The 22107-nt window shown below is 73.6% G+C and carries 18 protein-coding genes; 10 read left to right on the top strand and 8 right to left on the bottom strand.

Annotated elements, in window-relative coordinates; translation table 11 throughout:
- Positions 1-67 precede the first annotated feature (67 nt).
- Entirely contained in the window at positions 68-3208 is a 3141-nt protein-coding gene (gene ileS, locus LC193_RS05075; protein WP_226071960.1) for an isoleucine--tRNA ligase, read from the bottom strand.
- Between the two features lie 522 nt (positions 3209-3730).
- Between ileS and LC193_RS05070 the strand changes: the two genes are divergently transcribed.
- Genes LC193_RS05070 through LC193_RS05060 form a run of 3 tightly spaced genes read left to right on the top strand, consistent with a single transcriptional unit; the run spans position 3731 to position 5817 of the window.
- Positions 3731-4204, top strand: a complete 474-nt coding sequence (locus LC193_RS05070; RefSeq protein WP_404819351.1) for a TraR/DksA family transcriptional regulator — start codon at positions 3731-3733, stop codon at positions 4202-4204.
- A gap of 42 nt (positions 4205-4246) precedes the next feature.
- Positions 4247-4837 (top strand): signal peptidase II, encoded by a 591-nt coding sequence (locus tag LC193_RS05065; RefSeq protein ID WP_226071959.1) that lies wholly within the window; start codon positions 4247-4249, stop codon positions 4835-4837.
- 38 nt (positions 4838-4875) lie between these two features.
- On the top strand, positions 4876-5817 hold the full coding sequence (locus tag LC193_RS05060) for an RluA family pseudouridine synthase (RefSeq protein WP_226071958.1): 942 nt from the start codon (positions 4876-4878) through the stop codon (positions 5815-5817).
- 45 nt (positions 5818-5862) lie between these two features.
- Here LC193_RS05060 and LC193_RS05055 read toward each other — a convergent pair whose 3' ends face one another.
- Positions 5863-6927 (bottom strand): mechanosensitive ion channel family protein, encoded by a 1065-nt coding sequence (locus LC193_RS05055; protein WP_226071956.1) that lies wholly within the window; start codon positions 6925-6927, stop codon positions 5863-5865.
- A gap of 118 nt (positions 6928-7045) precedes the next feature.
- Here LC193_RS05055 and LC193_RS05050 point away from each other — a divergent pair, with 118 nt between their 5' ends.
- Complete coding sequence (locus LC193_RS05050) at positions 7046-7627, top strand: dienelactone hydrolase family protein (protein ID WP_404819350.1); 582 nt, start codon at positions 7046-7048, stop codon at positions 7625-7627.
- Between the two features lie 139 nt (positions 7628-7766).
- Positions 7767-8468, top strand: a complete 702-nt coding sequence (locus tag LC193_RS05045) for an antibiotic biosynthesis monooxygenase (protein ID WP_226071955.1) — start codon at positions 7767-7769, stop codon at positions 8466-8468.
- A gap of 36 nt (positions 8469-8504) precedes the next feature.
- Here LC193_RS05045 and LC193_RS05040 read toward each other — a convergent pair whose 3' ends face one another.
- The 3 genes from LC193_RS05040 to LC193_RS05030 form a co-directional block, all read right to left on the bottom strand.
- Positions 8505-10154: a serine/threonine-protein kinase gene (locus LC193_RS05040; RefSeq protein WP_226071954.1), complete on the bottom strand. Its 1650-nt coding sequence runs from the start codon at positions 10152-10154 to the stop codon at positions 8505-8507.
- A gap of 74 nt (positions 10155-10228) precedes the next feature.
- Positions 10229-11095: a thioredoxin domain-containing protein gene (locus LC193_RS05035; protein ID WP_226071953.1), complete on the bottom strand. Its 867-nt coding sequence runs from the start codon at positions 11093-11095 to the stop codon at positions 10229-10231.
- A gap of 90 nt (positions 11096-11185) precedes the next feature.
- Positions 11186-11875: a hypothetical protein gene (locus LC193_RS05030; RefSeq protein WP_226071951.1), complete on the bottom strand. Its 690-nt coding sequence runs from the start codon at positions 11873-11875 to the stop codon at positions 11186-11188.
- Between the two features lie 336 nt (positions 11876-12211).
- Here LC193_RS05030 and dnaE point away from each other — a divergent pair, with 336 nt between their 5' ends.
- Entirely contained in the window at positions 12212-15754 is a 3543-nt protein-coding gene (gene dnaE, locus LC193_RS05025; protein ID WP_226071950.1) for a DNA polymerase III subunit alpha, read from the top strand.
- Positions 15755-16265: 511 nt separating this feature from the next.
- Here dnaE and LC193_RS28915 read toward each other — a convergent pair.
- Positions 16266-16391 (bottom strand): hypothetical protein, encoded by a 126-nt coding sequence (locus tag LC193_RS28915; RefSeq protein ID WP_255308292.1) that lies wholly within the window; start codon positions 16389-16391, stop codon positions 16266-16268.
- A 219-nt stretch (positions 16392-16610) separates the two neighbouring features.
- Here LC193_RS28915 and LC193_RS05020 point away from each other — a divergent pair, with 219 nt between their 5' ends.
- From LC193_RS05020 to LC193_RS05005, 4 genes are all read left to right on the top strand, one after another.
- Positions 16611-17834 carry an NYN domain-containing protein gene (locus LC193_RS05020; RefSeq protein ID WP_226071949.1) on the top strand — a complete coding sequence of 408 codons (1224 nt, stop codon included), beginning with the start codon at positions 16611-16613 and terminating at the stop codon, positions 17832-17834.
- A 180-nt stretch (positions 17835-18014) separates the two neighbouring features.
- On the top strand, positions 18015-18983 hold the full coding sequence (locus tag LC193_RS05015) for an ABC transporter ATP-binding protein (protein WP_226078483.1): 969 nt from the start codon (positions 18015-18017) through the stop codon (positions 18981-18983).
- Complete coding sequence (locus LC193_RS05010; protein ID WP_226071947.1) at positions 18980-19792, top strand: ABC transporter permease; 813 nt, start codon at positions 18980-18982, stop codon at positions 19790-19792. The genes LC193_RS05015 and LC193_RS05010 overlap by 4 nt, the downstream gene beginning before the upstream one ends.
- A 247-nt stretch (positions 19793-20039) precedes the next feature.
- On the top strand, positions 20040-20657 hold the full coding sequence (locus tag LC193_RS05005; RefSeq protein ID WP_226071946.1) for an ABC transporter permease: 618 nt from the start codon (positions 20040-20042) through the stop codon (positions 20655-20657).
- Between the two features lie 59 nt (positions 20658-20716).
- Here the strand turns inward: LC193_RS05005 and ybaK are convergent, their stop codons facing one another.
- The gene (gene ybaK / locus LC193_RS05000; protein ID WP_226071944.1) at positions 20717-21217 is read right to left on the bottom strand and encodes a Cys-tRNA(Pro) deacylase; all 501 of its coding nucleotides are present in this window, start codon (positions 21215-21217) and stop codon (positions 20717-20719) included.
- A gap of 53 nt (positions 21218-21270) precedes the next feature.
- Complete coding sequence (locus LC193_RS04995; protein ID WP_226071942.1) at positions 21271-22038, bottom strand: LON peptidase substrate-binding domain-containing protein; 768 nt, start codon at positions 22036-22038, stop codon at positions 21271-21273.
- Positions 22039-22107 lie beyond the last annotated feature (69 nt).

Here is a 22107-nt window from a genome sequence, read left to right as displayed (position 1 = left end):
GACACGGCATATCGCGGCGGGCCGGCCGGAACCCCTCGGGGTCCCGGCCGGCCCGCCGCGTCGCGTCTCACATGCGGCGCAGCCGGAACGCGAAGCCGAGCGACTCCTCGCCGAACCGCTCACCGAACGCGTCGTCGCCCGCGCCCTCGGCGAAGTCCGCCGCGAGCACCTCGCCCGTGATCAGCGCCTGGTGGTCGGCCAGCGCGCGCACCGTCTCCTCGCCCTCGGCCTCCCAGCGCACCGCGATGCGGTCGGTCACCTCAAGGCCGCTGTTCTTGCGGGCCTCCTGGATCAGCCGGATCACCTCGCGGGCCAGGCCGGCCCGGCGCAGCTGGGGCGTGATCTCCAGGTCCAGCGCCACGGTCGCGCCCGGGTCCGAGGCCACCGACCAGCCCTCGCGGGGCGTTTCCGTGATGATGACCTCCTCGGCCGACAGCGGCACGAGCTCGCCGTCGACCTCGACGGCCGCGGTCCCCGCGCGCAGCGCCGCGGACAGGGCCGCGGCGTCCGCCTCCGCGATGGCGCGGGCCACCGGCTGCGTTCCCTTGCCGAACCGGCGGCCCAGGGCGCGGAAGTTGGCCTTGGCCGAGGTGTCGACCAGGGAGCCGCCCATGCCGGAGAGCGCCGCGAGAGAGGTGACGTTCAGCTCCTCGGCGATCTGCTCGCGCAGCTCGTCCCCGAGCAGTTCGAAGCCCTGGGCTGCGACCAGCGCTCGCGACAGCGGCTGCCGGGTCTTCACGCCGGACTCGGCGCGCGTGGCGCGGCCGAGCTCCACCAGCCGCCGCACCAGCAGCATGTCCTGCGACAGGTCGGGGTCCACGAGGCCGGGATCGGCCTCGGGCCACGACGCCAGGTGCACCGAGTCGGGACTGCCGGGCGTCACCGGCACCACGAGGTCCTGCCAGACGCGTTCGGTGATGAACGGGACCAGCGGCGCCATCAGCCGGGTCACCGTCTCCAGCACGTCGTGCAGCGTGCGCATGGCCGCCGGGTCGCCCTGCCAGAAGCGGCGCCGCGAGCGGCGGACGTACCAGTTGGACAGGTCGTCGACGAACGTCGAGATCAGCTTCCCCGTGCGCTGGGTGTCGAAGTCGTCCATGGCCTTGGTGACCATGCCGACCAGCGCGTGCAGCTCGCTGAGCAGCCAGCGGTCGAGCAGCGGGCGGTCCGCGGGCGCCGGGTCGGCCTCGCTCGGCGCCCAGCCCGCGGTGCGGGCGTACAGCGCCTGGAAGGCCACCGTGTTCCAGTAGGTGAGGAGCGTCTTGCGGACGACCTCCTGGATCGTGCCGTGCCCGACCCTGCGCGCCGCCCACGGGGAGCCGCCCGCGGCCATGAACCAGCGCACGGCGTCCGCCCCGTGCTGCTCCATGAGGGGCAGCGGCTTGAGGATGTTGCCCAGGTGCTTGGACATCTTGCGGCCGTCCTCGGCCAGGATGTGGCCGAGGCAGACCACCGACTCGTACGAGGAGCGGTCGAAGACCAGCGTGCCGACGGCCATCAGCGTGTAGAACCAGCCGCGGGTCTGGTCGATCGCCTCGCAGATGTACTGCGCCGGGTAGTGCCGCTCGAACTCCTCGCGGTTGCGGTAGGGGTAGCCCCACTGCGCGAACGGCATCGAGCCCGAGTCGTACCAGGCGTCGATGACCTCGGGCACCCGCGTGGCCGTCTCCGCGCAGCCCTCGGCCGTGCACCCGAAGGTGACCGCGTCGATGAACGGCCGGTGCGGGTCGAGCCCCGACTGGTCCGTTCCCGACAGCTCGCTCAGCTCCGCGAGCGACCCGACGCACGTGAGGTGGCCCTCGGCGCAGCGCCAGATGGGCAGCGGCGTGCCCCAGTAGCGGTTGCGGGACAGGGCCCAGTCCACGTTGTTCGTCAGCCAGTCGCCGAAGCGGCCGTGCTTGACGGACTCCGGGTACCAGTTGGTCTTCTCGTTCTCCCTGAGCAGGGCGTCCTTCACCTGCGTGGTGCGGATGTACCAGGCCGGCTGCGCGTAGTACATCAGCGGGGTGTGGCAGCGCCAGCAGTGCGGGTAGCTGTGCTCGTAGGCGAGGTGGCGGAACAGCAGGCCGCGCTCGCGCAGGTCGGCGACGAGCACCTCGTCGGCCTTCTTGAAGAACTGGCCGCCCACCAGCGGCAGTCCCTCGTCGAACGCGCCGTCCGCGCCGATCGGGCGCACCACGGGCAGCCCGTACGCGCGGCAGGTCAGGAGGTCGTCCTCACCGAACGCGGGGGCCTGGTGCACCAGGCCGGTGCCGTCCTCCGTGGTGACGTAGTCGGCGGTGACCACGAAGTGCGCCTCGGCGCCGCCGAAGTCGACGAGGTCGAACGGCCGCCGGTAGGCCCAGCGCTCCATCTCGGCGCCGGTGAACGTCTGCCCGGTCGGCGTCCAGCCCTCGCCGAGGGCCTGTTCGAGCAGCGGCTGCGCGACCACGAGGCGCTGCTCGCCGTCCGTGGCGACCGCGTAGGAGACCTCGGGGTGCACGGCCACCGCCGTGTTCGACACCAGGGTCCACGGCGTCGTCGTCCACACCAGCAGGTCGGCCTCGCCCGCCAGCGGCCCGGAGAGCAGCGGCAGGCGCACGTACACCGAGGGGTCGACGACCGTCTCGTAGCCCTGGGCCAGCTCGTGGTCGGACAGCCCGGTCCCGCAGCGCGGGCACCAGGGCGCCACCCGGTGGTCCTGCACCAGCAGTCCCTTGCCGAAGATCTCCTTCAGCGACCACCACACCGACTCGATGTAGGCCGGGTCCATGGTGCGGTAGGCGTCGTCCATGTCGACCCAGTAGCCCATGCGCCGGGTGACCTCGGCGAACGCGTCCGTGTGCCGCGTCACGGACTCGCGGCACCTCGCGTTGAACTCCGCGATCCCGTACGCCTCGATGTCCTGCTTCCCGCTGAAGCCCAGCTCCTTCTCCACCGCCAGCTCCACGGGGAGGCCGTGGCAGTCCCAGCCCGCCCTGCGCGTGACGTGGTAGCCGCGCATCGTGCGGTAGCGGGGGAAGAGGTCCTTGAAGACGCGGGCCTCGATGTGGTGCGCGCCCGGCATGCCGTTGGCGGTGGGCGGCCCCTCGAAGAACACCCACTCGGGGCGGCCCTTCGACTGCTCAAGGCTGCGGGCGAAAGTCTTTTGGTCCTGCCACAGATCGAGCACACCGCGCTCCAGGGCGGGCAGGTCGACCTGGGCCGGTACGTGGTGGTACTGCGTCATCGGATCGTCCTCCGGCGGACACACATGGCGTTCTCCGTCGGAGGGACGAGAGCACGCTCCCGCGGTACCACCCTCCTTGGCGGGTGGCGGCGACCGTGGCCGCGCCCCCCTGCCCTCTCATTGCGCCGCGGTGCCGGATCTACTCGCTCGCTGAGCTTTCCGCCGGCGGCTCCGGGGTGATCTTCACGTCGCGCTCGCCCCCGGGCTCGCACCGTCCCCGGGTCGCTCACGGCTGCGGACGACGCTACTCGTCCCCATCACTGCCTTCCGCTGCGACCAGTGTACGGGCCGCCACCCGGCGGCGGTGACCGGTTACGGCGCCGCCGGGCGGGGCACAAGGCAGTCAGACCGGCGCGTCTCCGTTGCCGCACCCTTCCAGTCGATTTATCGTTCCGGTCACGATTCGCGCGCAAGATCACACCATGTGAGGGGACCGGCGGCGTGGCGGCAGCGAGGAAGAGCACGCCGGAGGCGCCGGCGGCGGGGGACACGAAGAAGCACGGGAAGACAGGAGCCGAGAAGGTGGCAGCGAAGAAGAGCACCGCGGACGATCCGTCCGCGCCCCTGGCGTCCGCCCGTGCGTCCGCGGCGGCCGACCCGGGTGAGCTGGCCGTCCGCTCCGGCGAGGACCCGTGGACCGCGGCGGAGGTGGCCGAGGCCAGGGACTCGCTGACCACGGAGGCGGAACGGCTGCGCGGTGAGATCGCCGCCGCCGAGGAGGCGCTGACCGGGCTGATGCGGGACTCGGGCGACGGGGCCGGCGACGACCAGGCCGACACCGGCACCAAGAACGTCACGCGCGAGCACGAGATGGCCCTGGCGACCAACGCCCGCGAGATGCTGTACCAGACCGAACGCGCCCTCGGCCGCCTTGAGGCCGGCACCTACGGACTGTGCGAGAACTGCGGGCAGCCCATCGGCAAGGCGAGGATGCAGGTGTTCCCGCGCGCCACGCTGTGCGTGGACTGCAAGCAGAAACAGGAGCGGCGGTTCTGACTGATTTCCGGTGATCGCACTGGCGTGGCGTACCCTCATCACGTGAGCGAGGCGGAAACCATCGAGACACCGGACGACTCGGAGAAGACGCCTGCCGGCGGCGAGGTCGCGGCGGACGGCGACGGCGGTACCGGGGTCCCCGACCGCGGCAAGCGGCGGATCGCCGTGCTCGCCGTGCTGGCCGCGGTCATCTACCTGTCCGACCTCGTCACCAAGATCATGGCCGTGGAGTGGCTTGAGCACGAGCCGCCTGTGGAGATCCTCGGCGAGTGGCTCCAGCTGCGGGTCGTGCGCAACGGCGGCGCCGCGTTCGGCATCGGCGAGGCGCTGACCGTCGTCTTCACCTGCATCGCCGCCGCCGTGATCGTCGTCATCATCCGGCTTGCCAGGAAGCTGTACAGCACCCCGTGGGCCGTCGCGCTCGGGCTGCTGCTCGGCGGCGCGCTCGGCAACCTGACGGACCGCGTCATGCGGGCCCCGGGCTTCCTCGAAGGGCACGTGGTGGACTTCGTCGCGCCCAAGCACTTCGCCGTGTTCAACATCGGGGACTCCGCGATCGTGTGCGGCGGCATCCTCATCGTGCTGCTGTCCTTCCGCGGGCTCGACCCCGACGGCACGGTGCACCGGGACTGACGGGGCGGGCCCGCCCGGCCGTCCGGCATACTCGACGGGTGAACAGCCTTCCCGAGACCCGCGCACTGCCCGTACCGGAGGGACTTGAGGGGGAACGCGTCGACGCCGCCCTCGCCCGCATGCTCGGCTTCTCCCGCACCAAGGCCGCGGAGCTCGCCGCCGCGGGCAAGGTGCGCCTGGACGGCGCCGAGGTCGGCAAGTCGGAACGGGTCATCGGCGGCGCGTGGCTTGAGGTCGAGATGCCGCCGCCGGCCGCGCCGGTGCGGGTCGTGGCCGAGCCCGTCGAGGGCATGCGGGTCGTCCACGACGACCCGGACCTGGTCGTCGTCGACAAGCCCGTCGGCGTCGCCGCCCACCCGAGCCCGGGCTGGAGCGGCCCCACCGTCATCGGCGGCCTGGCCGCCGCCGGTTTCCGGGTCGCGACCTCGGGCGCCGCGGAACGGCAGGGCATCGTGCACCGCCTGGACGTCGGCACCTCGGGGCTGATGGTCGTCGCCAAATCGGAGACGGCGTACTCCCGGCTGAAGCAGCAGTTCCGCGAGCGGACCGTCGACAAGCGCTACCACGCCCTGGTCCAGGGCCACCCCGACCCGCTCAGCGGCACCATCGACGCCCCCGTGGGGCGGCACCCGCAGCACGACTACAAGTGGGCGGTGACCGCGGACGGCAAGCCCTCCGTCACCCACTACGACCTGATCGAGGCGTTCCGCGGGGCGAGCCTGCTCGACATCAAGCTGGAGACCGGCCGCACCCACCAGATCCGCGTGCACATGTCCGCGCACCGGCACCCCTGCGCGGGCGACCTCACCTATGGCGCCGACCCCGTGCTGGCCAGGCGGCTCGGCCTGACCAGGCAGTGGCTGCACGCGGTGCGGCTCGGCTTCGCGCACCCGGCGGACGAGGAGTGGACGGAGTTCACCTCGCCCTACCCCGACGACCTCGACACCGCGCTCGGCAGGCTGCGCGCGGAAAGCGCCTGAGGGGGCGCGCCCGGTGTTCGCGTGTCGCGGGCGCCGGGCCGACCCTCACGGGGTCGCGGCGGTCCCGGCCCCGGGGGGCTGCGCGGCCGGCGAGGTGGCCACGCGGGGCAGCGCGTAGGGGTGGTGCTCGCGCAGCCAGGAGACCAGCTCCTCGCGGACCGCGCAGCGCAGCGTCCACACGTCGTCCGCGTTCCGCGCCGACATCGCGGCCCGCACCTCGATGGTGGTGGGGGTGGTGTCGGTGACGACCAGGCTCCACGTGCGCCCGTCCCAGTCCTTGCGGCCGAGCAGGTACTCCTGGAGGCGCTTGCGCAGCTCGGCCACGGGCGTGCTGTGGTCGAGGTGGAGGAACACGGTGCCGGTGATCTCGTGGCCGCCGCGCGACCAGTTCTCGTAGGGCTTGCTGTTGAAGTACGACACCGGCATGGTCAGGCGCCGGTCGTCCCAGATCCGCACGGTGAGGAACGCGAGGGATATCTCCTCGACGGTGCCCCACTCGCCGTCGACCACGACGGTGTCGCCGATGCGCACCGAGTCGCCGAACGCGACCTGGAGGCCGGCGAACAGGTTGCTCAGCATGGACTGGGCGGCGACACCGGCGATGATGCCGATGATGCCCGCGGACGCCAGCATCGAGGCACCCAGGGCCCGCAGCCCGGGGAACAGGAGCAGCATCGCCACGGCCGTGGCGACGATGGCCAGGATGGTGGTGACCACGCGGCGGATCATCGCCAGCTGCGTCCTGAACTGCCGCACGCGCGCCAGGTCGGTCGTGCGCGCCGCGTAGCTGGCCAGCGTGTTCTCCGCTATGGCGTTGGCCGCTCTGATCGTCATCCAGGCGGCCGAGAAGATCGTCACCGTGGCGAGCAGGTTCTGGATCAGGTCGTTCCGCCGCAGCTCCAGATCGAACGCGTCGTAGGCGATCTGCACGGCGGCCGACGCGAGGAGCACCTGGAGCGGCAGCTGGCAGCGCCGCAGGAGCGCCCACACCCGGGTGTCCGGGTGGCGCCGGTCGGCCGCGCGCAGCGCGCGGTCGATCACCCAGCCGATGAGCAGGGTGAGCGCGATGGTGCCGCCGATGACCAGGACGGGTCGCAGCACGTCGTCCATGACTTCTCTCAGTTCCTCGGTTTCCTGGGTTCCTGCCTTCCGTCCGCAAGGGTAGCCAGCAGGGCTGGCAGGATGGCGGGCGATCAGACGCGTACCACCGGAAGGACCGGTCAAGACCGTGAGCCACGTCATGCTTCTGCACTCCGCCTACGGGCCGCGGCCCGCCGTCGAGTCCGCGGCCCAGCGGCTGCGGCGGGCCGGGCACGAGGTGTTCGTTCCCGACCTCTACGAGGGGAGGACGGCGGACACCGTCGAGGAGGGCATGGCCGTCAAGGACGAGATCGGCTCCGACGAGCTGCTGCGGCGGGCGATCGCGGCGGCTGCCCCGCGTTCCGACACGGGACTCGTCTACGCCGGTTTCTCGCTGGGCGCCTCGCTCGCGCAGACCGTGGCGCTCGGCGATGCCAGGGCCAGGGGGCTCCTGCTGCTGCACGGCACCGGGGATGTCGCCGAGGACGCGTCGGCGGACGGGCTGCCGGTGCAGCTGCACGTCGCCGACCCCGACCCGTTCGAGCCGCACGACTGGCTGAACGCCTGGTACCTGCGGATGCGGCGGGCGGGCACGGACGTGGAGGTGTTCAGGTACCCGGGGGCCGGGCACCTGTACACCGACCCGGATCTCGACGACTGGGACGAGGAGGCGGCCGAGCGGACCTGGCGGATCGCGCTCGGCTTCCTCGCGGACCTCGACGCGGACTGACCGGCCGGCGCGGCGCGGGCGGGACGCCGCCCGCGGACAGGCGAGACCCTGCCGCGGACGCTTGACCTCAACTTCAGTTGAACTACAAGCATGGGGGTGCCGGCCCGCCACCGGGGTGGGCCGCACACCGGAGGTCAGCATGTCCGTGCGCATCGGCACCCTTCCCTCACTCGACCGTTCCGACGCGCGGGTGGTGCTCGCCAGCACCTGGCGGGTCGGTACCCCGCAACGGCAGCGGGCCGCCGTCGAGGCCATCGCCAGGACCTGGCGGAGCAGGCCGTGGCCGGACGAGGGGCTCCTCGCGTACTCCGTGCTCACCAGCACGGACGGCGGCACGTTGCTGCACTACTCGCAGTGGCGCGACCTGACGGCGTACGAGTCCTACGCCATGAACCACCGTGACGAGCGCTTCGCGGAGATCGAGGCGGCCGTGCCCGGAATCGAGCGCGGCGGCCTGCACGCCTACGAGCTGTACCGCAGCACCCCCGCCGCGCGCGAGGCCGGGACGCCGGGCTGCGTCGTGATCGTCGACATCACGTTCGAGGGTCCCGACCCGCGTCGGCAGCGCGACTGGGTCGACGCGGTCTTCGAGGCGCTCGGCTCGGACCCGGCGCCCCACCCCGGTGGCATCTCCGCCCACTTCCACACCGGCCTCGACGGCAGCCGGGTGCTCAACTTCGCCGAGTGGGAGAGCGAGCGGGCGCACGTCGAGGCACTCGCCGCGGCGGGGGAGGGCGTCGGCTCGCCGACCGAGCAGTGGCAGCGGGTGCAGACCTTCCCCGGCCTGAGCGGCAGCCGCGTCACGCGCTACCTGCCCGCGATCAGCATCGAGGCGGCCTGACCGGCCGCCGCGCGCGGGCGGGCCCCGCGGGCGGAATCAGCCGCCCTGCCCGTCCTCGCACCGCCCGCTGCCGCCGTTCTCCGGGTGGCAGATGAGACCGGCGTCGGCCGCCGACGCGCCGAGGTAGCGGCCCACGCACTCGTTGCCCGAGGTCCTGCCGCGCTCGGCGCAGAAGGAGACCGCGTCGTAGCCGTCGTCGAAGCCGCCGGAGACGTAGATCACCCAGTAACCGGGATTGAGGGACGGGAAGTCGTCGCTCAGCAGGACCTCGGCCTCCGGGATGTCGGCGCGGACGGCCGCGAGGCGCTGGTCGCGGACGGCCGTGCCGCTGCCGACCGGCTCGGAGAACAGCTGGGCGATCCAGATGCCGGTGGCGGGGCCGCCGGCGCCCGGCTCGGGGTCGGGCTCCTGCTCCTGGTCCGGCTGCTCCTGCTCCTGGTCCGGCTCCTCCGGGTCCGGCGTGGAGTCGGGGTCGGGCTCCGGAGGCGGTTCCCGGTCCGTCAGGTCCTCCGACGGCTCGGGAGGCGACTCCTCCTCCACGGGCTCATCGGTCGGGCCGGGGCCCGCCGGCCGCTCGCCGTCCTCATCGGGCGCGGGCCCGGTGGCGGTCGGCGCGGTCGTGGGACCGGCCGAGCCGTTCCCGTCCGTGCCGCCGCCGAGCAGCACGGCGGCGGTGACACCGCCGGCCAGCAGTACCGCGCCCGCGGTGAGCCCGGCGACGAGCGCGGTGCGCGACCGCCGGGGCGGCACCTCGGGCGCCGTGGCCGTGGTGGTGGACCAGCCGGCCGGCGGGTGGCCGTTCCGCGGCGGCACCGGAGGCGGCCCCGGCGGTGGGTGCGGCGGCGGGTGCGGCGGGCCGGGCCGTTGGGCGAGGGCGAGCAGTTCGTCGACCCGCGCCGCGTCCGGGCGCGCCGCCGGGTCCTTGACCAGCAGCGCACCCAGCACTTCGGCCAGCGGTCCCGAGGCGACCGGCGGCGGCACCGGGTCCTCAAGGACCGCGGAGAGCGTGGCCAGGGTGGTCCCGCGGCGCAGCGGGCTGCGCCCCTCGGTGAGCACGTAGAGCGTGATGCCGAGCGACCACAGGTCGGCGGCGGCGTGGTCGGGCGCGCCCCGGATGCGTTCTGGCGCCATGTACTCGGGGGAGCCGATGATGCCGCCGGTCACGGTGAGCGAGGTGGTGCCGGCCACCGCGGCGATCCCGAAGTCGGTCAGCACCGCGGAGCCGTCCTCGCGCAGCAGGATGTTGGCGGGCTTCACGTCGCGGTGGTGGATGCCGGCGGCGTGCGCGGCCCGCAGGCCGGCCAGCACGTCGCGGCCCAGCCGGGCCGCCTCGGCCGGCGGCAGCGGGCCGCGGGACGCCAGCGCGTCGAGGCTGCCCCCGCGCAGCAGCTCCATCACCAGCCACGGGTGCGGCACGGCGTCGACGATGTGGTGGACGCGCACCACGTTCGGGTGGTCGATCCTGGCCAGTGCGCGGGCTTCGCGCACGACCCGCTCCCGCAGTTTGCGCTCGGCCTCCGGCTCCGCGTACGCCGCCGGATCGGCGGGCCGCACCTCCTTGACGGCGACCTCGCGGTCCAGCGCGAGGTCGCGGGCCCGCCACACGGCCCCCATGCCGCCGGTGCCGATGCGCGAGAGCAACTCGAAGCGGTCGTCGACTATGTGTCCCGGCTGTGCCCCTGCCACGGGCACAGCCTACGGAACGCCCGGCGGGCGGGCGGGGCCGGTACCGGCCCCGCCCGCCCGTTGTGGCTGCTTCGTTACGCGTCCGGCTCGGTGTCCTCGCCGGCGTCGGGCTGGATGCTGTTCGCCTCGATCATCGCGTCGAAGTCGGCGACGGACTCGGGAACGGCCACGACCTCGCCGTTGTACTTCAGGGTCGGGGTGCCGGACACGTCCGGTGCCTCGTCGAACTTCTGCGACATCTGCACGGTCCACACCGCGAACGTGCTGTCGGTCACGGCCGCCTCGAACTCCTGGTTGCCCTCAAGTTCCGGTACGGACTGGGCTATCTCGATCAGCCGCTCGTCGTCGGCGAACGTGTCGGAGGACTCGGAGGGGTGGAACTCCTCGGAGAACAGCGCGTCGTGGAAGTCGAGGAACGCGGTGGGGCTGACGTCGAGGGCGGCGCCCAGCGCGTTGATCGCGTTCTTCGAGCCCGAGCCCCCGAGCCGGTCGTCGAGGAAGGAGCCGAAGACGTACTCGACGGCGTACGTGCCGTTCTCGATGTCCTCCCTGATGTCGCCGCCGATGCCCTGCTCGAACGAGGCGCAGGCCGGGCAGCGGGCGTCCTCGTAGAGGGTGAGGGTGTTGGCCGCGTCCTCCTCGCCGACGCGGACGGTCAGGCCGTCCTCGCCCGAGGCGTGGGCGGGCGCCTCGGTCGGGAAGTCGCCCGAGCCGCCGTCCTCGACCTGGGAGCGGACGGCGCCCCAGTCGGTGTTGTCGTCGTCGCCGCCCATGTTCGCGACGGCGACGCCGATGCCGCCCGCGACGGCCAGGATGGCCACCGTGGAGCCGCCGACGACCAGTCGGCGGCGCAGCCGCTCCTGCTTGGCCTGGCGTTCGCGTTCCGCGCGCAGCCGTTCGCGGGCGGCGCGCTTGGCCTCGGCGGAATTGCGCTTGCTCATGTGGAGTGTCTCCGTTCGCGTGCGAAGGGGCCGGAACGGCGCGTATCGCGCGCGGCGTTCCGGGGGAGTGCCTGCCGGTGCGGGCCCGCGTCAGAGCGCGGGCGCCGGGCCGGGCGGGCCGCGACGCAGGACGGAGCGGAGCGACGGCTGCCGGGCGGGCGCGGCCGGCGCGGCCCACGGGCGGTGCCGGGTGGCCCGCGCGCCGCCGGCCGTGCGGCGCGCGTGCGCGGCGCGGGCGGCGCGGGCGAGCAGCAGCGGCCTGAAGCCGGCCGCCGCGGCCGCGCTCAGCACGCGGGCGAGGGCGCGCTCGCCGCCGCGCAGCCAGCACGCGGCCAGCAGGGCGGCGCCGACGTGCGCGGCCAGCAGCAGCCAGGGGCCGGCCGGGCCGCCCGCGGCCAGCGGCTCGCGGCCGGCGGCGGCGAGGTGGGCGAGTGGCGCCCCGATGTCGCCGGCGCACAGCAGGTCGACGCCGAGCAGGCGCAGCGGGCCGGTCACCGGGCCGCCCGCGGGCCCGTAGCAGGAGGACTGCCCCGCGGTGAACACGGTGTCGGCCGCCAGGTGCAGCGGCACGAGCAGCGCGGCGATGGCGCCGAAACGGCGTTCGCCCGCGCCGAACAGCAGCCACGCGCAGCCGAAGACCGCCGCCGCGACGACCAGGGCGGCGGGCGCGGGGACGGGCGCGCCGGAGAGCACGACGTGGGCGCCCGCGGAAAGCGTGAGGCACAGCGCGGCGAACATCGCCGCGCGCACCGCGCGCATCCCAGGAGCCGATATACCCATCGAGCCGAGTGTGCCATGGCCCCCCGGCGGGAGGCAGGGGGCGGGTGGCCCGGGCCGCGGGGCCGGCCGGCCCGGTCGCCGCGGTGGAACGGCCGCGGGGCCGTTCCGGTGCTGTGCCGGGGGCCGTTCCGGGGCCGTCGCGGGGCCGTTGAGGTGCTGCCGCCCCGGGTCGGCGCGGGGCGTCCCGCACGTACGTCCTGACCTCGTCGATCCTGTCGATCATGCCTTTGACCTGCGAAAACGCGGGCGCGGCGCGGTGTCGCCCGCGAGCGGACGGCGGGCCGCGCGGATGTAGGGTTCGGGGTGATCCCTGCCCCTGCTGCGGAAGGCCGTGGAGTGACGAAGCCCTTCACACACCTGCATGTGCACACCCAGTACTCGCTGCTCGACGGAGCGGCGCGGCTGAAGGACATGTTCAAGGCGTGCCAGGAGATGGGCATGTCGCACATCGCGATCACCGACCACGGGAACCTGCACGGGGCGTACGACTTCTTCCAGCAGGCGCGCGCGGCGAACGTCACGCCGATCATCGGCATCGAGGCGTACGTGGCGCCGGAGTCGCGGCGGCACAAGCGCCGCGTCCAGTGGGGGCAGCCGCACCAGAAGCGCGACGACGTCTCCGGCTCCGGCGGTTACACGCACAAGACGATCTGGGCGTACAACAAGACCGGTCTGCACAACCTGTTCCGGCTCTCGTCCGACGCGTACACCGAGGGCTTCTTCGTCAAGTGGCCCCGCATGGACCGGGAGACCATCGCCCAGTACGCCGAGGGCCTGATCGCGTCCACCGGCTGCCCCTCGGGCGAGGTGCAGACGCGCCTGCGCCTCGGCCAGCCCGAGGAGGCGCTGAAGGCGGCGGCCGACTACCGGGACATCTTCGGCAAGGGCCGCTACTTCCTCGAACTGATGGACCACGGGCTTGAGATCGAGACCCGGGTCAGGGACGGGCTGCTCGACATCGGCCGCAAGCTGGGCATCCCGCCGCTGGTCACGAACGACTCGCACTACACGCACGCCCACGAGGCGGACGCGCACGACGCGCTGCTGTGCGTGCAGACCGGCAAGAACCTCTCCGACCCCGGCCGGTTCCGCTTCGACGGCACCGGCTACTACCTGAAGTCGCCCGAGGAGATGTACGCCATCGACTCGTCCGACGCCTGGCAGGAGGGCTGCGCCAACACCCTGCTGGTGGCGGAGCAGGTCGACACCGAGGGCTGGTTCGAGTCGCGCGACCTGATGCCGCGCTTCGACGTCCCGGAGGGGTACACCGAGGTCTCCTGGTTCAAGGAGGAGGTGGCCCGGGGCATGGCCCGCCGGTACCCGGGGGGCGTGCCCGAGTCGCGGCAGCGGCAGGCGGACTACGAGATGGACGTCATCATCCAGATGGGGTTCCCCGGCTACTTCCTCGTGGTCGCCGACTTCATCATGTGGGCCAAGCAGCAGGGCATCGCGGTGGGCCCGGGCCGCGGCTCGGCGGCGGGCTCGATCGTGTCGTACGCGCTGGGCATCACCGACCTCGACCCGCTCGAACACGGGCTGATCTTCGAGCGGTTCCTGAACCCCGAGCGCGTCTCCATGCCGGATGTCGACATCGACTTCGACGAGCGCAGGCGCGGCGAGGTGATCCGCTACGTCACCGAGAAGTACGGCGCCGACAAGGTGTCGATGATCGGCACCTACGGCACCATCAAGGCCAAGGCGGCCATCAAGGACGCCTCCCGCGTGCTCGGCTACCCGTACGCGATGGGCGACCGCATCACCAAGGCGATGCCGGCCGACGTGCTGGGCAAGGGCATCCCGCTGTCCGGGATCACGGACAAGGACCATCCCCGCTACAGCGAGGCCGCCGAGGTCCGCGGCATGTACGAGAACGAGCCCGACGTCCGCAAGGTCATCGACACGGCCAAGGGCCTTGAGGGCCTGGTCCGGCAGATGGGCATGCACGCCGCCGGCGTGATCATGTCGAGCGAGCGGCTGGTCGACCACGTTCCGCTGTTCGCGCCGAAGAACGACGGCGTCGTCGTCACGCAGTGGGACTACCCGACGTGCGAGTCCCTCGGCCTGCTGAAGATGGACTTCCTCGGGCTGCGGAACCTCACGATCATGGACGACGCCGTCAAGCTGATCAAGAAGAACAAGGGCGTCGACATCGAGCTGCTCGGCATGTCGCTCGACGACCCGAAGACGTTCGAACTGCTCGGCCGCGGTGACACGCTCGGCGTCTTCCAGTTCGACGGCGGTCCGATGCGCTCGCTCCTGCGCATGATGAAGCCGACCCACTTCGAGGACATCTCCGCCGTCGGCGCCCTGTACCGGCCCGGCCCGATGGGCATGAACTCCCATATCAACTACGCGCTGCGCAAGAACGGGCAGCAGGAGATCACGCCCATCCACAAGGAGCTTGAGGAGCCGCTGAAGGAGGTCCTCGACGTCACCTACGGCCTGATCGTCTACCAGGAGCAGGTGCAGAAGGCCGCGCAGGTCCTGGCCGGATACAGCCTCGGACAGGCGGACCTGCTCCGGCGGGCCATGGGCAAGAAGAAGAAGGAGATCCTCGACAAGGAGTTCGTCCCGTTCCAGAAGGGCATGCGGGAACGCGGCTACTCGGACGAGGCGATCCAGGCCGTGTGGGACGTGCTGGTGCCGTTCTCCGGCTACGCGTTCAACAAGGCGCACTCCTCGGCGTACGGCCTCGTCACCTACTGGACGGCCTACCTCAAGGCCAATTACCCGGCCGAGTACATGGCCGCGCTGCTCACCTCGGTGCGCGACGACAAGGACAAGTCCGCCGTCTACCTGAACGAGTGCCGGCGGATGGGCATCAAGGTCCTGCCGCCGGACGTCAACGAGTCGGAGGCCTTCTTCACCCCGCGCGGCGACGAGACGATCGTTTTCGGCCTCACGGCCGTGCGCAACGTGGGACAGAACGTCGTCGACTCGATCGTCGCGACGCGCAAGGCCAAGGGGAAGTACAGCTCGTTCCCCGACTTCCTCGACAAGGTCGAGGCGGTCGTGTGCAACAAGCGGACCATCGAGTCCCTGATCAAGGCGGGCGGGTTCGACAGCCTCGGTCACACGCGCAAGGGGCTGACCGCGCATTTCGAGCCGATGATCGACAACGTCGTGCAGGTCAAGCGCAAAGAGGCGGAAGGGCAGTTCGACCTCTTCGGCGGCATGGACGACCAGGCGGGCGCGGACAGCGGTCCCGGCTTCGGCATGGACGTCGTCTTCACCGACGAGGAGTGGGAGAAGACCTACCTGCTGGCGCAGGAGCGGGAAATGCTCGGCCTCTACGTGTCCGACCACCCGCTGTTCGGGATCGAGCACGTGCTCGACGAGAAGGCGGACGCGGCGATCGCCGCGCTGACCGGCGGGGAGCACGCCGACGGCACCATCGTCACCATCGGCGGCATCATCTCCGGCCTCCAGCGGAAGATGACCAAGCAGGGCAATCCGTGGGCGATCGCGACCGTCGAGGACCTGGCCGGCTCGATCGACTGCATGTTCTTCCCCGCGACCTACCAGCTCGTCTCGACCCAGCTGGTCGAGGACGCCGTCGTGTTCGTCAAGGGGCGGCTCGACAAACGCGAGGACGTGCCGCGCCTGGTCGCCATGGAACTCATGGTCCCCGACCTGTCGGAGGCGGCCTCGGACGCGCCCGTGACGATCACCATTCCGACGCTGAAGGTCACTCCGCCGCTGGTGGAAAGACTCGGTGAAGTCCTCGGCCAGCACCGCGGGCCGACCGAGGTCCGGGTCAGGCTCCAGGGCAGCCGCAGCACGACCGTACTGCGGCTCGACCGGCACCGGGTGCAGGCCGACCCCGCGCTGTTCGGCGACCTCAAGGCGCTCCTCGGGCCCGCGTGCCTGGCCGGATGACGCCCCCGTCCGCTCCGCCCCGGGGCGGAGCGGACGGTAAAGCCGGACAGTCGAGCCGGACAGTCGAGCCGGACAGTCGAGCCGGACAGTTGAGCCGGATAGTTGAGCGGATAATGGAATCGGCTTTACCGAATCGGGAATCCGGGCGGTCTACCTTCGAGAAGGAGAATGAGCCTCTTGAGGGGTGGGCCGTCATGGATGCCCGAATGATCGAAAAAGCCTTGTTCTTATTGCGCCAGGCGCACGTGTCGCGCCAGGAGGCCGTGCACGCGCTCGCGGCGTATTTCCCCGGATCCGCTTTCGAGGACCGGCTGACCTGTGTCCACGAGGCGTCGGACACCGTCCACCGCGGTGAACGGCCGCGGTGGCCGGCCGGGTCAGGCCCCCGGCCGAGCGGCCCGCGCCGGGCCGGCGGCGGTGGCGCGCCGGCCGGCGGCGCCGCCTGACGGCCGCCCCGGCGCGCGAGGGCGCACCCCTGCCGCAGGGGTGCGCCCTCACGTGCCGTGGCTGGTCAGTTGTGGCCGAAGCGCCGTTCGCGCTTCTTCCCCCTCGGCTGCTCGACTGGCGCGTCGGGACGGGGCGGTTCGGGCTCGGGGCGCCGCTCCGCCTGCCGGTCGCGGTTCTTGTTCCTGGCCATGATCGCCTCCTGGTGACACATCATCCGGGCGTGGAACGCCGACCGCCACCAGATTCGCACGGCGCACCATAGTTCGCATTCCGGGCGGGTGTGCTCCGTGGATTCCTCACGCCCTCCCCGGATTCGCCACGCCGAAGATCGAGTTGGGACAGATAACGGCGGCGCGGTCGGGCAGACTCAAGAAAACGCCCGGGGAACGTCGGAGAAAGAAGGTGCAACGTGGACCGCTGCGTCGTCCTGGTGGATGCCGGCTATCTGCTTGGCGCCGCCGCCAGCCTTCTCGCCGGAGAGCCGGCCCGGCCCCGCATCACCGTGGACCACACGGCCCTCATCCAGGGCCTGCGGGAGCGCGCGGAGGCGGACACAGGCAGCCCTCTGCTGCGGATCTACTGGTTCGACGGCGCGCCCGACCGCGTACCCCAGCCCGAGCACCGGCGGTTGCGCGTCATGCCGCGCGTCACCGTGCGGCTCGGCGCGCTCACCCGCAGCGACGGCCGCTGGGCGCAGAAGGGCGTCGACGCCGCGATGCACGCCGAGCTGACCGAACTCGCCCGCAACCGCGCCTGCGCCGACATCGTGCTCGTCACCGGCGACGGCGATCTGCTGCCAGGACTGATGTCGGCCAAGGAGCACGGCGTCGCGGTCCACCTGTGGGCCGTGCAGGCCGCCGACGGCGACTACAACCAGTCCGAGGACCTGGTGGCCGAGGCCGACGAACGCCGCGTCCTCGACCGCGCCTGGATCACGCGGGCCGTGCGCCTCAGCGACGCGGTCCCCGCCGGCGCCAGGCCGGGCGTGCCCCGCCCGGAGATCGCCGCGATCCTCGCCGCGCCGCTGCCCGAGACCTCCGCGCCCGCCGCCGGGCAGACCCCCGCCCGCCACGAGAGCGCGGTCGGGGCGAAGAACGGTGTCGCCAGGCCACCGGAGCAGCCCTGCGGCCCCGAGCCGCGCGAGGCCGCGGGGCCCGCGCCCAAGGGGGTGCCGACGCCCAAGGACCTGGCCTCGCTCGGCCGTCCTGTCCCGCCGCCCGCGACCGCCACGCTGCGCTGGTCCTCCGACCGCGGCTGGGTGGACCGCGGCGCCCCCGAGGAGCCACCGGAGATCGCGGGACTTCCGATGCTCTCCCAGCTCACCACGGCCGAGCAGCGCTGGGCCGACCGCGAGGAGGACATCACGGCGGTCAGCGGCGACCCGTTCGAGGTCGGGCAGGTCTTCGCCCGCCGCTGGGCCGAACGCCTCTCCGCCGCCGCGCACTTGCAGCAGCTCTCCGGCGAGTACCCGCGCATCCCGCACCGGATCGATGGCGAACTGCTGCGCTACGCCGCCCGCTTCGGGCTGCTGGCGCACAAGGACGACCAGATCGACGAGCAGGACCGGTACGCGATCCGGGCCGGGTTCTGGCGCGAGGTCGACACCCGCACCGGCGCGGAACGCGCCTCCTGACCGCGCCCCGCCGCCCGGCGGGGACATGACCGGAACGCGCCCCGGTGTCCCGCCGGGCCCGGTCGCCACGTAGGCTGGCCCATCGTGGCCTCATCCATCGCACGGGCCGGCTCCCGCCCTCCCACGGAGCGGCACGCGCCGGGCGGCGCGGCGACCGCCGCCGCCCGGGCCGCGTTCGCCGTGCGCGGCCTGACCAAGACCTACCCGGCCGCCCGCCCCCGCCGCGGGCGGGGCGCCGAGCCCCCGCGGCCGGTCCGCGCCAGCGACGACATCAGCCTCGACATCGCCCGCGGCGAGATCTTCGGGCTGCTCGGTCCGAACGGCGCGGGCAAGACCACCCTCGTCCGGCAACTCACCGGCCTGCTGCGGCCGGACGCGGGCAGCATCACCCTGCTCGGCCACGACCTGGTGCGCCACCCGCGGCGCGCGGCGCGGCTGCTCGCCTACCTCGGCCAGGAGTCCACGGCACTCGACGAGCTGACCGTCGCGCTCGCCGCCGAGACCACCGCGCGGCTGCGCGGCCTCGACGCGCCCGCGGCCCGCGCGGCGCGCGACGCCGTGCTCGACGAGCTGGACCTCGCGCCCCTGGCCGGTCAGCCGCTCAAGAAGCTCTCCGGCGGCCAGCGCCGACTGGCCTGCGTCGCGGCGGCGCTCGCGGGCGAGCGCCCGGTGCTCGTGCTCGACGAGCCGACGGCGGGCATGGACCCGGTGGCCAGGCGCGCCGTGTGGGCGGCGATCGACCGGCGGCGCACCCGGGACGGCACCACCGTGCTGCTCGTCACCCACAACGTCATCGAGGCGGAGACCGTGCTCGACCGCGTGGCGGTCCTGGACGCGGGCCGCGTCATCGCGTGCGACACCCCCGGCGGGCTCAAGGGCATGGTCAGCTCCGAGGTCCGCCTCGACCTGGTCTGGCGCGGCGAGCCGCCGCTCGGGGAGCCGGAGATCGCGGCCCTGTTCGGCTCGGCCACCGTCGCGGGGCGCCGCTGGACCCTGCGCCTGCCGCCCGAGCGGGCCAGGTCGGTGGTCGCGGCCGTCACGCGCGGGCCCGCGTTCGCCGCGCTCGACGACTTCACGCTGGCCACGCCGAGTCTTGAGGACGTCTACCTGGCGCTCGGCGGCCGGGGCGAGGGACTGGAGAGGGCATGACCGCTCGGCAGGAACGGCCGGCCGGGACCCGGTCGGCCCCGCCCGGCGCGCACCCGCTGGCGCCGCGCGCCCGTCTGTGGCCCGCGCTCGGCGCCGTCTACCGGGCGCAGCTCTCACGGGCCCGCGTGGCGCGCATTCCGCTGCTGTTCGTCGCGACGTTCCAGTCCATCGGCATCATGGTGCTGATGCGGGGCGTCGTCGACGGCGGCGCGGGGGAGGAGGCGCGCGCGGTGGTCGCGGGCTCCGCCGTGCTCGTCGTGGCGTTCGTCGCCCTCAACCTGCTGGCCCAGTACTTCGGGCAGTTGCGCTCCGCGGGCGGGCTCGACCACTACGCGACGCTGCCGGTGCCCGCCGCAGCCGTGGCGCTCGGCACGGCCGCCGCGTACGCCTCTTTCACCGTGCCGGGCGTGCTCGTCACGGCCGTGACGGGCAGCCTGCTCTACCAGCTGCCGATGGGCGGCCTGTGGGTGCTGCTCGCCGTCGTGCCGCTGGCGGGCGCCGCGCTCGCCGGGCTCGGTGCGGCGCTCGGGCTGCTCGCGCCCCGGGCCGAGCTGGCCACGCTGTGCGGCCAGCTGGGCATGTCGGCGGCGCTGCTGCTCGGCGTGCTGCCGGAGGGGCGGCTGCCCGGCCTGGTGCGGCTGGCCAGGGACCTGCTGCCCTCGACGTACGGGGTGGACGCGCTCGCCGTCGCGCTCGGGCCCGACCCGGCGTGGGCCTCGGTGGCGGCGAACCTCGCCGTGTGCGCCGCCGTGGGCGCCGCCGCCCTGGCCCTGGCGACGTGGGCGTACCGCAGGGCCGCGCTCCGCTGAACCGCGGCCCTGCCGCGGCCCGGGCCCGGGCCCTGCCGCGCGGCCCCGCGCACCGCTCCGGCCGGACCATACGCTCATACGCCCGAACGGCCGTCCCGCGGGCCGAACAGATGCCCGCGCCTGGCAGGATGACGGGGTGACCGTTCCCCAGCCTGCACCGGACCACCGCTCGGCCGCCGACCGGCGTCACGATCCGTGGGCCGCCCCGCCGCCGGCCGCCGGCTCAGGGCCAGGGGGGCCGCGGGCGGTGTCCGACTGGGGACGCGAGATACGCACCGCCCTGCTCGTGGCCCTCCCGCTCACCCTGGCCACCGGCCTCGTCCTCGGCCTCGTGTGGCTGTGGCGCGCGCCCCGCGTGCCACTGGTCTCCGACGGCCGCGCGGTGCTGCTGGCCAACTCCGAGGGACAGGCGGCCATCGGCGCGGACGGCACGTTCCTGCTCGCCGGCCTCCTCATCGGGCTGCCGGCCGGCGTCGTCGTCTTCCTGCTGCGGCGCGACGGCGGCGTGGGCGTGCCGCTCGGCGTGGCCGCGGGCGCCCTGGCCGGCGCGTGGCTCGCCTGGCGGACCGGCGTGTGGCTCGGTCCCGGCCAGGACGTGGCGGCCCGCGCGCGGGAGGCGGGGGTCGGCGTGGAGTTCGACGCCCCGCTCGACCTCGGCGCCCGCGGCGTGCTGCTCGGGCTGCCCTTCGCCGCCGTCGGCGTCCACCTGCTGTGCCAGGCCGTCTGGGGCCCGCGCGACCCGCAGTCGCCCCCGGCCCAGCCGCCGCACTGGCCGGCCGGGCCCGCGCCGCACGGCCCCGACGCGCAGGAGCCTCCGGCGCGCGGTCCGGACACGCAGGGCCCCGAGGCGCCCGGCGCGCGGTAGCTCCGGCCACGCCTTCCTCACGAACGGCCGCCCCCGCGCACGCGCCCCGGCGCGCCCCCTCAGAAGCGCGCGATCGGCGCGGTTGTCGCGCCGGTCAAGGCCACCAGGTCGGCGGGCGCCAGTTCGATCTCCAGACCCCGCCGCCCCGCCGAGACGAACACCGTGGCGTGCCCGGCCGCCGAGGAGTCGACCACCGTCGGGAGCCGCTTGCGCTGCCCCAGGGGCGAGATCCCGCCCCGCACGTAGCCCGTGGTCCGCTCGGCCGCCGCCGGGTCGGCCATCGCGGCCCGCTTCCCGCCGACCGCCGCCGCGAGCGCCTTGAGGGCGAGCGAGGCCGACACCGGTACCACCGCCACGGTCAGCGCCCCGTCCACCTCGGCCACCAGCGTCTTCAGCACCCGGCCCGGGTCGGCCCCCAGCGCCCGCGCCGCCTCCTCGCCCCACGCGGCCGCCGCGGCCTGGTCGTGGGTGTACGCGTGCAGCGTGAACGCGATCCCCGCCCGGGTCGCGGCCGCCGTCGCCGGCGTCCCGCCCGCCGCGGCCCGCTGCTTCCTGGCCACCGCCCCGCCCTCCCGTCGTGTCGTCCCGCCGTCTCCCCGCCCCCGAACGCGCCTCAGTTCAGGCTGGTGGGGCGCGTGGTGTACTCCGCGCCAGGCACCGAGGGCAGCCGGCTGATCAGCGAGGTCTCCTGCCGCAGGATGCGCAGCTCCTCCGCGAGCCGCGTCGCGGTGTCCCTGGCCTGGAGCAGCCGCTGCTTGTCGCCCGTGTACAGCATCGTCGCCGCCGCCACCAGGTAGGACACCACCGACGGGTCGTCCGGCAGCTCCTGGCCGGGCGCGAGCGTCCGCTCGTTCGCCCCGGCGAGCACCTTCTGATAGGAGCGGAACGCCCGCAGCACGCCGGAGGCGAGCGCCCCCGCGCCCTCGCCCGGCACCTCGGGCAGCGGCTCGACGTCCGCCGTCAGGTACGGCCCGTCGGCGTGCACCGCGAGCAGGCGGAACCGCGTCGTGCCCGTCGCCAGCACCTCGTAGCCCTCCGCGTCCCCGCCCTCTCCGCCGCCCGCCGCGGCGCGCGGCCTGATCGTGGAGGCGTCGGCGACGCAGCCCACGCCGTGGAACGACCGCATCGGGTCGGCCGCGAACCGCGCGCCCGCGCCCTCCTCGGGCGGCTCGTCGCCGTCCGGCAGCCCGAGCGCGCTCGGCACCCGCTCGTGCCCGTCCCTGATGGCGACCACTCCGAACGGCCGCGGGCCGTCCTCCGGCAGGTCGAGCAGGTCGCGCATCAGGGCCCGGTATCTCGCCTCGAACACGTTCAACGGCAGCACCAGCCCGGGAAACAGCACGGTGTTCAGCGGGAAGAGCGGCAGGCGCGTGGTCGTCACGACCGGCCAGCCTATCGGCTGGGTCCACGGGCGTGGCCCGCATGGTGAAACGCGTCGGCGGGGCCCCCG

This window comes from Streptomyces marincola, from assembly GCF_020410765.1.
GTDB classification, from domain to species: Bacteria; Actinomycetota; Actinomycetes; order Streptomycetales; family Streptomycetaceae; genus Streptomyces; species Streptomyces marincola.
Note: the sequence above shows the minus strand (reverse complement) of the source record. Positions and strands in the feature narration are given on the sequence as shown.